We start from the raw sequence: 11,549 nt of genomic DNA, 5'->3' as shown, positions 1-11,549 counted from the left end.
CAATTACCTGGTACTCACGGGTCACACCTGCCTCATCCGTGATATACACATGCGCGCACCTATCAACGTAATGCAACAGACCCCACCCAGAGAGCCGGTCATCAGGATAGTCAAGGTTCACATGCCCCGCCAACACAGAGGCCTTACCTACCGTCCCCAACGGCGCCGATAGTACCGACCGCTCCCCGCCCGGAGCAGACGGAATACCATCAGAAAACAACCCATCCGTGAAATACCCGGTAGCATCCCCACCAGCTCCATCAGGCAGTGACGGCACCACCCACGAACCGGGCTCAGGGACCACCTCCCCCAACGCCTCACCGGTACACTGCACAGGAGTTGGGGTTAGGTTCTTCACCTGCGGAGTAGAAAACCCAGCCGCCGGATCAGCAGCATTCTCAGCCATGAACCCATAGGCAGGCTCATAATATTCTTGGCCGTCCTGCTCAAAGACTTCCCCACTGGCATCCGGGTGACGCAGCTGATACGGAGCATAGACCAGACCGCCCTTAACGCTCCATCCGGAATAGAAAGCACCTAGTATTACAACTGCACATACCATCACAGTTAGAATGCAGAACCACAATAGACCCCACCACCTCAAACCGCTCCTACCCACTGCTTCCTCTCTGCAAAGTTCTATAGAAATCTTTAAGCTCAGGAAATTCCTGCCCAACCCGATGAGTCATTTTCTCGCTCTTCTGCTCTCTAGGCTGTGAATCCAAAAATTTCTTCCCCTGTTGAATAGACGAAATCCCTATAGGCCTCTTTTTTCTCTTATTCCCCTGGTAATGCTGAATCCGAGAATATCGAGTAACCGGCCTTCCTTTCACATCGCATTCCGTCACTTCCTTTAAAAGCCTAGGCGCCCAGATAAACTCAGAGTCCTCAACAAAATGAAAATGTGTTGCCCTTCCCAGCAAAGCACAAATCCAGTCCGCAAATTGCGTTGTACCGTATAAATGGCTCTCAAGCTGCATAGGCGCTTCCAGGACTCTTTTCACAGACTGCGTTGATGATGATGCATAGATAAAACTTGCACATGCTGAGAGAGACTCCTCGCGGGTCTTGGTATCAACAGAGTCTAGGAATATCAGGACATCTTCTCCCAAACTATCCGCATAATCAGCAATTTCAGTAATAATCTGCCGCAGTACATGGTTACTTCTATCTGTCGTGCTTTCGCCGGTCTCCGCCTTAGAACCTATGGGTTTAATCTGTCCGACAAATACAATTTTTCCCTGCAAACGATAGAGCTTCTTGAAGAGGCGCTTTAATGCAGGTGATATCTCATGACCGTATTTCTCCATGTTTCTACCAGTTAGTAAAGAGGCACCCTTCTTTTCCCATCGTCTGGGGTGTTTCCCTGAGGCTTTTATTTCAGGTGCAAGAAGATTGGTTTTAAGAGATTCAAAGAACGCACCCATAGGTCTAACATTGTGTGCTGGGATAATAAAGCCAGCATAGCCAAAGACAGGGTGGTCTTTGAATTTTTGATGATTTGAAGATATGTAGGGACCTATGTGCCCGAACTCATCGATATAGGCTAGAAGCATAGTGTAAACATAGCACAAGAGCCCGTGCGAAGACGGGCTCTCGGAAAGGCGCTTCAGTTGCTATGAACTTGCTACCACTCTATACTCTAAGACCTCACGGGGCAAGAAGTCAATAACATAACCCCGATGGCTGGTAGTAGGCATCTATCAGATGCCTACTACCAGCCGCTTCGCAGGTAATAAGTGGGTATCTAGCTGTTCTTCTTTCGGGCCCCAGCAACCAACAACCAAGCACCCACACCGGCCAAACCAGCTAGCAGCACACCGCCAGCAGTCAACAAACCACTGACGGGAATACCGGCAACACGAGCTTCACCACCGGCCTGAGCACCCTCACCCTTGACCACAGGCTGGCCAGGCTGCTCGGACTGCTCAGGGGTCACAGGAACAGGCGGAACCGCAGCCGGATCCTCAGGAGTCGGGGTCACCGGCACAATCGGCTCAGGGGTGAAAGTCTTCACGGTGTTAGAGGTCAGCTTCTCACCGTTGTAGTTCTCCACAAAGGTATTCTCCACCTCACCAGTACCGATACGCTCCACCTGCATAAAGACGCTGAAACCCTGCTCAGTGGCCCGGTTAGCCTCAGAAGACATCAGCTGAACGAAAGCCTCAGTGGCTTCGTAGGTGACAACGCCGTTCTCGTGCCTTTCGGTGAAGAACTTGGTGATGTCCTCACCGGCATCGACCTTGGAGCCGTTTTCATCAACGAATGAATGCTGGGAAAGAACCTTGAAGTTACCTTCGTAGGCGTCCTTAGTTTCGTCCCAGTCGTCGGTGATTGACCAGGAATCGGTGGCACCGGCGCGGTCAGCCGGCAAGGTTGAGGAGTTCAACTGATAATTGAAAACCGTGTTCAGAGCAATCTCAGTACCGTCAATCGAGTCCGAATCACCAACGTTGATCACAACGTCCTTGGTGGGGTTAATTTCCTTGAGCTTGTTCGCAACGGTTTCAGTCTGGGTGCGGTGCTCGTTAGTGACCTGCCAGGCGGTATTGATGATGTCCCCATCGGCGTTTGCGGTCACGGTGTAGGGCAGTACGTGGATGTACTTGTAGCCCATCGGCAGAACAACCTTGCCGCCATCGGTCTTCATCATGGAAGAGATGCCTACAGCGCCGCCGTTGGTGAACCCGTCTACCTCACCGCTGGTGATGGTGTAGGAGTCGGTCACGTCCTTGGCCGTTGCGAGTTTCACGGCAGCTGATACTGCCTCGGGGGTGGAGGTGTCGGTATCGCCGGGAACCTGATAGACACGCACCGCAGAGGCGTCAATCTGACCGTAGCGCTCATCAAAATCATCAACCATACCCGAGACCTTCACCGCAGTGGTGGTGTCCACCAGGCCGGTAGTGTCCTCCACCAGCTTATAAGAGATGGTGTCCCCGACGGTTACGGTCTTACCGTCGATGTTGGAGCCATCGACAGCTGAGGTATCGACCTTTGAGGGATTGATAGTTGGCTCATGGTAGGTCTTATCCGAGGTGTACTGTAGCTCGTCATTTTGAATCGCGAAACCAGCATCAATGAGGGTATCAGCAACGCCGTCGAAAAGGGAGGTCTGGTTCACGTGCAGGGTGTAGGTGGTATTGAGCTTGAGCTGCTCGGGGTTCTTGGCGGTCGCTAGAATCTGGTGCCCGGCCTTACCTTTATGAACGCCGTCCTCAGCGGTGATGGCGAAGAGCTCGGTGACGTCCGCCCCGCTCTCGTCAGTGACCTTGATGTCATCCATGTTCACGGAAACGGGCATACGGCCGTCCTCGGTGAAGTAGATATGGTCCCCAATGACAAAGGATTCGGGGGTGGTGTAGCCGGTGGCGTAAGAGATGGTCTGGGTGGTGGTTTCCCCGGCGATGACTTTCTTACCCTCGTCCTTAGCGATTTTCTCTACCACAGGGATAGGAGCAGAAAGCTTAGTGAGCTGATAAGAGACTGAGGCAACCTCAGGGGCATCATAGACCGGGGCAGGAGCATATTCGGGCTCCTTAGGTTCAACCGGGGCAACCGGCTCACTGGCAGTAGGAGCAACCGTATTAGCAGAAAGCATCAGGTGGTTATACCAAGCCCAATAATTCTCATCCGGCAGGGGGTCAGCTGCCTCAGTGACACCCGAGGTACCCACATTAAAGGACATACCAGAAGAACCCAGGAAGGTCACACCCAGCAGGGACAGAGCTTCATCGCTTTCATCTGAGACACCATGAGGCTGCCCGGCTACCAGGCGGAAACCGGTGTCAGTAATCTGTGAGGCCTTACCGTAGACAGGCTCAACAGCCTTAGAGACCCAAGAACCCTGATTCAAGAAGGTCGCCTTGATTTTAGCTTCGGGGTCAATGATGGGTGAGGCAAATTCTGCCCGTAGTCCCTGATTATTCAGAGAGCCGGCAGTCTGGTAAAAGTCCTTATCGTATTCTGCTCCGGTTGCATCATCAAAGTACTGGACTGTTACGGTACCACCAGCAACCAGCCACATGGCAATGGAGTCAGAGTAGTTGGAGTAGACGGCAATTTCTGCTGGGCGGTTAGTTCCAGCAAGTCCGTCGGTGGAGGCGGTGATGATATTAGAGAAGGTCAGTTTGGCATCTAGCTGACGTCCGTCGCTGGTGGTCACGGCCTTATCCCAGGTTGCTGAGAAGTTCATCCCGTCGTGGGCTGAGACGACTTTGACGATATCGGAGTTGTAGATGTAGTCGGTGTTGGTTGGGTTATCAGCGGTGAACTCGCGGGTAATGGTGGCCCCGTCGATGGAGGCTAGGGAGTTGCGGTTTTCGTTGATGCTGATGGTCTGGGCGTAGGCCAGGGTTTCGGGGGTCAGGGCTACGGTGGGGTCTGCGTCGGTGATTTGGGCTGCTACGAGCTCATCGTAGGCTGCCTTGGCCTTATCATAGTCGGCTTTGGCTTGCTGGTAGGTAGCTAGTTTGGCCTCGTAGTCGGCTTTGAGTTCTGCGTTGTGTTTGTTGGTGGCTTCTTTTTCGGTTTCGTAGGCTGCTTTGGCAGCTGCAACATCCTTTTTGTACTGGGTGGTTTTCGTGGTGAGCTCGGCAATCTTGGCCTGGTACTCGGTGGTGATGGTGTCGAGGGCTGCCTGTACCTCAACGGTGGTGCCGGTGGTGATGGTCTTAACCTGGGTTTCGGTGATGTTCAGGCCTGCGTCCTTAGCAGCCGCAACAGCAGCGAGCAGGGCTGAGTTATCGACAGGAACTTCGCGGGTGGTTGATTCTGCTTCCGATGCGCTGATAACTGAGCCAAATGAGCCAGTATCAACCGCGTCGGCGGCGGGCATGGAGGCGAAGATGGAGGTGGCGACAAGGCCAGTGGCGCACAGAGCGCCGGTCTTGGTGGCTAGGACCTTAAAGGGTGCGTGTGACACGGGAGGGTGTCCTTTCTGGTGATTTCAATGGTGTGTGGTGGTGCAAGAGGAGAGGGTTCCCTGCCCCAGGGTTTCGGGGGTCCCTGGGGCAGGGGTCTTGTTCACTCGCACCTTCAGAGGAAAGAAGAATCTCTTACTTTCTCGCGCTGGGAGGCTTCCAGAAGGTCACCCCACCAACTCTTTTATTATAGTTCTTTTTCTATAATTTTGCCTTTTACGAAAGAAACTACTTGCTCAAAAATACCGCACAACAACAGTTGAATTTCAAACTACGAACCAGCCAAAAACTTCAGAAAAACCTTCTGTCTAGCTTCAAGTTCCGCCAGCAAAACCTCGTCACCAACACGAGCTAGAGCATCTGGCACATCCAGAACCCCAATGTCACTAAGCGTCAAATACCCACAAGCCACTAAACCCACATGCGGCAACACACCAAAATAGGCAGCAATATCAAGTACCGTCTCAAACCGCAAGGAATTAGCAACCACCAACCGAGAGTACCGATTCTTCGGCATACCCAAACACTCTGCAACCTCCATACGCTTAGCTCCCCCATCAATCAGGGAGTGCCAGCGAGTACAGGCATCCTCCGCCACCTCAAAAACATAATCAGGAGCAGGCTCAACAATCTGACGGCGACCCATCAACTCAACTGCAATATCGACCGGGGAGACACAGGCAAGCCACGGCAACTCATCTGGCAGAGGCCACAAGCCCCCGAACCCATCAAACGAGGCAAGCTCCATCAGCTTGTGCTTACCAAACCCAGCAGCTGTTTTCAGCACCGTAGTGGGCTTGATTCTCTCTTCTTTCCGCTGATGAGAAAGCGTAGGTTCTGGAATGCCAGACTTCTTGCTAACCTCACTCATCGTGACTTCTTTTCCTAGAGACTGCACCCATGCATCGAAGTCAGCGGTTCGTATCTGAGTAGCCATCAGTCGGTATTCTCTCCATAGCGAGTAGTAGTTCGGCAGTAAGAACCATTCTAACCAGCAGTCACGATACGAGCTTCAACTAAGCCTAAAACGCATACCTCCATAGCGGTTAAAGAGGGTCGACTGAGAGCTCTTAGCAACGACTGAAAATTCAGTTTGCGCGAAAACAGGCCCTAATTTACGCAAGAGCAAACCTTGCCCTAGCTATACGCAAGCGACCCAAGAAGAAGTAGCCAACCGAATTAAACACACGCGGGGGCTACCGCCGCCCCCGCACCCCAGGCGCAAGCACCGTGCTTGACCGTCGCTGCCGCGCAAAAGTCCGGCCACCTCACCACGCGCAGAGCGCGTAGCCAAGGTGGCCGGACTTTCGCTTGCCTTGAAAGAGAGCAGGCAAGTTCTTGTTCACACGGAACATTGGTAGTTCTACTCTTCTTTATCAGCCTGTTTTTTGGAGGGCAGAAGTGAGGAAATCGGAAACAGCGAACGTACCAAGATGGAGAGAAGTGCAAAGGACTGTACAGCTGATGCTGAAATAAACGCTATGAGTACTCCATCAGAAACATTCGCACCATCAGGACGTAGAGCGACCCAACAAATCAAGCCTCCGACGCAAAGAATAGACAAGACGACAATCACCAACACAGTGATAAAGAGGTGTTTTCTCTGCTTTCTCTGCTGCTCTCGATCCTTTTTGGCTTCTTCCAACAGCTCAAGGCCCATGGATAAATTTGCCGAAACAGAACCAGAACTCAACTGGCTACCGACATTTTGATCTAGCTCAGATAGACCAGCAGGAGCATCGTATTCTACGGAGTCTGCACTCTCGCTAGAGGGCATCTGGCACCTTAGATTCATCGTGTTTCATCAATCGCTCAATTCGCTTAGACATAGCAGAGGGCGTCACGTCAAAGAATGCTGCCATACGTGCAACTGACCACCCTTCACTGCGCAGCTCTTCCACTTTAGTCGCGGGCATTAAGAGAGAACCTGCGAACTCATCCGCGTAAAACTCGTGTAAATTGTAGGTGCTATTCTGAGCCGTAAACAAAGGATCTGGGCGCAAGTCCACGAAATCGAACTGCTGATCCCCACTAATCGTAGAACGTTCAATCAAGTGCCCAAGCTCATGTGCAAGCGTAAAACGGCGACGCTGGTAAGACTCCTTGCTATTGAGAAGTACCTCAGCGGGTATATCTCGTCCCTTTTTCACGATGAGGCCAGAAACATGTTCCAAATCAGTGTAGTTAACATTGACATCAAGTGCCCGGGCAAAGGGAGTTATCTTCACCGGATAGGTGCCATCCCAGACCTTGCTTTCAAGAAGCTGCCGCGCCTCATATCGGGCAGCTTGCCAGACTGGAAGTGTACGGGATGGGGAAATAGCAACCATGCTGTAACCTCCTCTATGTAGATGTGTGTGCGGGTGTAGTGAAGTACGACCATCTGAGACGCTAGGTATAGCTGAGCGATAGCTTTGGAAACCTAATGTAGCAGATTGTATATATGACCTTTCGCTCCTAACTCTATCTTGTCGGAAGACAGATGTTCCATAGGCTAGGTCACGACTTACCTTCATCCAGCCGATAATTTCCGCTCGCACCTTACCCATCTGCATGTAGAGCCTCCCCTGATTCAAGGACAGCCCTAGCCACAACGCAAAGCCTTTCACAGCGGGCAATAATGTGGCGGGCAGATACCAGAGAGTAACCAGTAAGCTGTGAAACTTTAGCCACCAGTTCGGCACGCTCCACAGCAAAGGCCCCTGCACTCATTACCGCCAGCGGAACCGCGCGCATCCAAGTACGGTCAATCTCACCAGCATCCGGGTCAGGGAAACATCCCAGAATCTCACGAACTGTTACTGCCTCCCCTGCCAGGCCAGCCTTGGCCCGAAGATAGTGCCCCTCTAATGCGCGGTCAATGACCTGAGCCAGCTCCATCATCTGCCGGTGAGATTCACGTAGAGCCGCCACCTCCACCCCCAGACGTCGGGCCGCCACCGCATAATCACCATCAAAGTCACGAATCAAAGCAATAGACCGCAGGTAGAGCCGCTCATCAAATGTGCCCTCCACAATTTTCAGTACCCGTGATACCCGCACCAAGGTATCAAGCTGAGCAATGACCTCATCGGCGTGGTCTGCTTCCGTGGTGTGCATGTAGCTATTGGAGGCCTGGGCAACGCTGATGGCTTCTTCTGCCAGCAGGTAGTTCCGGTAGGTCTTCTTCAAGAAGTTTGCCGCCTGCTTATTGGCAACCCCGCTGATCCACTGGTTGAAGTTCCCCAGTGTCGGGTCAAAGCTGTGCATTGACTTGGTGGCAGCCAAAAAGACTTCCTGGTGCACATCATCGATGCTGTCGCGGTGGTGGTAGCCCAGGGTGCGGGCGATACTATCGCGGGTTTTTTCCCAGGCGCTGATGCGGTCACTTGTCCATTGGTCTGTGGTGATGCTCTGACTCATGGCTGGTGTTTCTTTCTGGCGGTGAGGGTGGATGCCCAGGGGGAGGGTTATTCGCCGGTGAACAGGGCCGGTTCGCTCTGGCGTAGGGCGTTGATTTTATTGAGGCCGGTGCGGGAGGACTTGCCGATGAGTTCCCCTGCTTTGGCCCCGGTAATGCGCTTGCCCTGCTGAATTTGCTCTTGAATCCAGGGCCGCAGTACATCAAAATCTGGGTCTTCGTTGCTCTCATGAGCCTGTGTGACTGTGCTGGCTACTGCGACTTCAACTAGTTCTTCTGGCTCATCCTCAGCTGGGGCTACCACCTCGGTGACTGGTTCAGCGCTCGAGGGCTCGGCTTCTGGGTTTTCCTCGATGGTTGCCGGTAGCTGTTGCTCGGTGTGCTCAATGGGGTCAGGTTCCTGGTATGAAGTCAGCTCCCTGATGACAGCCATCTGCTCTTCATCCACCGTGGCCGCACTCTGTATCTGGGCCGGTTCATCGGTGCCAAAGGCCAGCCGGGAGAGCTCTTCGGTTGCGGCAAAAACGCTCAAGGGGGCCGCCGCAGCAATGGCCGCGCCAATCCAGGACTGAAGAGCTATCTGCCCCTCCCCCACAGCCAGCGCGTGAGCCCCATTAGCAATAACTGAGATCAGCGTGAAAACTGCCAAGGTAGCCCAGGTCAGCGCTACCGGCTCCCCACGCGTGCGATGAATAACAGCGGCCATGGAGTAAGCAAGGATGGCGATGTCGATAAAAATGGGAACCGTCCACCGCATCCAGATGGGGAGCCCAACCCAGCCAGCGACGTCGTGCAGGCCATTGAAGGAAACCATGAAGGAGGTCAGCCCCAGCATGAAAACCAGCAGAACGGTTACCCACAGCATGGGGCGGGAGTCCGGGTTGATTCTGGTTTGATTTTTGATACTTTTCACGTGCTTTGCTTTTTCTGATAGTCTTAGGGCACCGAGAAAGCTCACACCCCATGGTTCTGGTTTCTACGTTTGAGCTGGTTTCTTCCGCTACGCGAAGGCGGGGTATTCCCTAAGAAACCGTCGGTGTCCTCATAATGAACGAGGTGGCTCCCATGGCCCTGAGCCAGGGTGCCACCTCTTTTTGTTGCTATTTTCAGCGTGTTACTGGCGAATAGCTTCTAGTTCGGCATCCAGGTTGGTCACGATTGTTTCCAGCTGGCTTGCTACCTGCTCGTGCTCCCCGAGCAAGTCCGGGCCCAGGTTCAGACGCTTGAGCAGGTGAGCGCTTGATGCCATGGAGCGCAGCAGCTCTTGTACCAGGCTGTAGGGGTACTGCTGACTTGTGAAGTTCTTATCGTTGTTGCTCATGACCAGGTTCTGGATTTGTTCGGTGAGCTGGCCCATGAGGTAGCTGATGTTTTCAAACCCGGTGTTGAGCAGGTCATCGGCTGGACCCTCTTCAACTGTTCCATTTGGAACAGTTGAATCTTTGTCCTTGCTGGCAACTGTGTCCTTGGTTGGCTTGCTTGCAGGTGCCGAGGACTTAGATGTGTTCTTGGGCTTGCTCTCTTTGAGAGCCCCGATACCGAAGGCAGAGGCCGGGGTATCGAGAATAGCTGCATCAAGGTCAATGCCTAGCTCATTGGCCTTGTCGCTAGGATCAGTTGTGCGGTAGTGACGCACTTTTCCATCGAGTCCGACACTCTCTCGCTCTTGCCCAAGTAGACCGGTTTCGCGGGCCTTGGACTGGAGACGGCTGATGCTACCGACTGATAGGCCGGTGACGGCGCTGATGGCTCGGGTGCTCATACCGGCCTGAGCGTAGGAGATAACAGCGGTAAGCCGGTCTTCTTTGGGTGGAGTGAGGGTCAGGCCGGTGAACTCGTAGGTGATGTAGGCGTTCCAGGACTTGTAGCCTAAGGAAAGCCAGACCCTTTTCTCGAATGCTTCGATGATGAGCTCTTGGGCGTTTTCTAGATTTTGGTGCAGGTTTGCGGTGAGCTTGCGAGCTTCTTCTTTGCTCAGCAGAGTAACGAATTCCCCGGTGATTGCCTCATCAGGTGCGGGCAGGTGGGTGGGTGTTGGGTCATCGAGCAGTTTGAGTGTTGCGGTCATGGTGTCCTCAGTTCTGGTGGTTGCTATTGCTAGCGGGTTGGGTTGAAGGGGCGTAAGGGTGTGAATGTGCGGCCGTCGTAGCTGGCAAGTACGTGTTCGATGTGGCCTTGTGGCAGGGCGGTGATCGCGCTGATAGTTGCAGCACTCAGCCCATAGGAGGCGTAATAGCGAATTGCCGGCTCTACAGCAGCACCCCGGGGAGTAAAACCCAGCTCGTAAAACTCGCACTCCAGATAGTCCTCAAAACTTTCAAAGCCCATGGCTTCCCAAATCCGGTGCCTATAGGCCAGCAGAGGCAGAACAGATACCCCCACCGGCAAACCAGTGGACGCTACGGGCACCATATGGCTCCCGTGGCGAAGTGCGTCATGCAGCAATGCAACTTCCTCGTCGGTTAGCTCAAAGGGGTGAAGGTTCTGCTGTTGGGGCGCAGTGCTAGAGTCCTGGAGCTGCGCAGCCGAGGTCTCAGTATGGGTGCGGGTGGTCATCTGGCCTTTCCTTTCAGGTCGAGAGTGGTGAGGTGTGAGATGGTGTATTGCCTAGCGGCTTTAGTGGCGGCTGGTGCGGATAACGTCGATGATGGTCTTGCCGATGAAGTAGATTCCCCACAGGCTGATAACGAGCGTCATTCCCCCTGCTGCACCAATCCCAGCCGCCTCAAGCACAGAGCCTGAACGGTGCTTGAGCGGTTCACCATAGACCTGCACCAGGGCTAATGAGGGGCCGAAGAACATCCCGATAAAGGTGATGATGGCAGCTACTGCAAAGCGCCCAAAGTTCTTAGCTGCGGTGAGCAGGATGGTTTCGAGCTGGGCCAGGAGTTTGGTGGTGCTGTTGGTTTCAGGCTCAGCTACGGTGGTGAGCTCTGCGGTCTTGGGCTCGAATGTCTTTGAGCTGGTGGTGGTGTTAGCCATAGTGGCGTTTGTCCTTTCAGGGTGTGTTTTTAGAGGTGCTTTTTTAGGGGGGTGCGGCTGCACTTGGAGGGCTTATGTCCAGCTCGCCACGCCTGACCACCACGGTGTGACCGAAGGCAGGTTTAGACCGGGTGGAGTGAAGGTCTTTCCTCGTCCGAGTGAGCCCACAACGACGTAGCTGACGGGGTGAGTGTTCATGTGGGGTTGCAGCTTTGCCATCAGTGGCTCTCGTAGCCGGTCGTAGC

At 53.6% G+C, this 11,549-nt stretch carries 10 protein-coding genes; all 10 read right to left on the bottom strand.

Going from position 1 to position 11,549, the window contains the following annotated elements:
• Positions 1-611: 611 nt before the first annotated feature.
• Complete coding sequence (locus E4U03_RS00595; protein WP_135011059.1) at positions 612-1,556, bottom strand: DUF3800 domain-containing protein; 945 nt, start codon at positions 1,554-1,556, stop codon at positions 612-614.
• A 191-nt stretch (positions 1,557-1,747) separates the two neighbouring features.
• The gene (locus tag E4U03_RS00590) at positions 1,748-4,924 is read right to left on the bottom strand and encodes an LPXTG cell wall anchor domain-containing protein (protein ID WP_135011058.1); all 3,177 of its coding nucleotides are present in this window, start codon (positions 4,922-4,924) and stop codon (positions 1,748-1,750) included.
• 269 nt (positions 4,925-5,193) lie between these two features.
• Positions 5,194-5,859 carry a hypothetical protein gene (locus E4U03_RS00585; RefSeq protein WP_135011057.1) on the bottom strand — a complete coding sequence of 222 codons (666 nt, stop codon included), beginning with the start codon at positions 5,857-5,859 and terminating at the stop codon, positions 5,194-5,196.
• Between the two features lie 426 nt (positions 5,860-6,285).
• Positions 6,286-6,699 (bottom strand): hypothetical protein, encoded by a 414-nt coding sequence (locus E4U03_RS00580; RefSeq protein ID WP_135011056.1) that lies wholly within the window; start codon positions 6,697-6,699, stop codon positions 6,286-6,288.
• Positions 6,689-7,252, bottom strand: coding sequence for an ImmA/IrrE family metallo-endopeptidase (locus tag E4U03_RS00575; protein WP_167752209.1), 564 nt, complete (start codon positions 7,250-7,252; stop codon positions 6,689-6,691). Before E4U03_RS00575 ends, E4U03_RS00580 begins: the two co-directional genes overlap by 11 nt.
• Before the next feature lie 211 nt (positions 7,253-7,463).
• The gene (locus E4U03_RS00570) at positions 7,464-8,324 is read right to left on the bottom strand and encodes a sigma factor (RefSeq protein ID WP_135011054.1); all 861 of its coding nucleotides are present in this window, start codon (positions 8,322-8,324) and stop codon (positions 7,464-7,466) included.
• Positions 8,325-8,371: 47 nt separating this feature from the next.
• Positions 8,372-9,235: a DUF2637 domain-containing protein gene (locus E4U03_RS00565; protein WP_135011053.1), complete on the bottom strand. Its 864-nt coding sequence runs from the start codon at positions 9,233-9,235 to the stop codon at positions 8,372-8,374.
• 201 nt (positions 9,236-9,436) lie between these two features.
• A complete protein-coding gene (locus tag E4U03_RS00560) occupies positions 9,437-10,390 on the bottom strand; it encodes a hypothetical protein (RefSeq protein ID WP_135011052.1) in 954 nt (317 codons plus the stop codon).
• 29 nt (positions 10,391-10,419) lie between these two features.
• Positions 10,420-10,878 carry a hypothetical protein gene (locus tag E4U03_RS00555; RefSeq protein ID WP_135011051.1) on the bottom strand — a complete coding sequence of 153 codons (459 nt, stop codon included), beginning with the start codon at positions 10,876-10,878 and terminating at the stop codon, positions 10,420-10,422.
• 60 nt (positions 10,879-10,938) lie between these two features.
• Positions 10,939-11,304 (bottom strand): hypothetical protein, encoded by a 366-nt coding sequence (locus E4U03_RS00550; RefSeq protein ID WP_135011050.1) that lies wholly within the window; start codon positions 11,302-11,304, stop codon positions 10,939-10,941.
• Positions 11,305-11,549 lie beyond the last annotated feature (245 nt).

The sequence above is a fragment of the Rothia nasimurium genome (assembly GCF_004569295.1).
In the GTDB taxonomy this organism is placed as follows: domain Bacteria; phylum Actinomycetota; class Actinomycetes; order Actinomycetales; family Micrococcaceae; genus Rothia; species Rothia nasimurium_B.
This window is presented reverse-complemented; position numbering and strand designations above follow the sequence as displayed.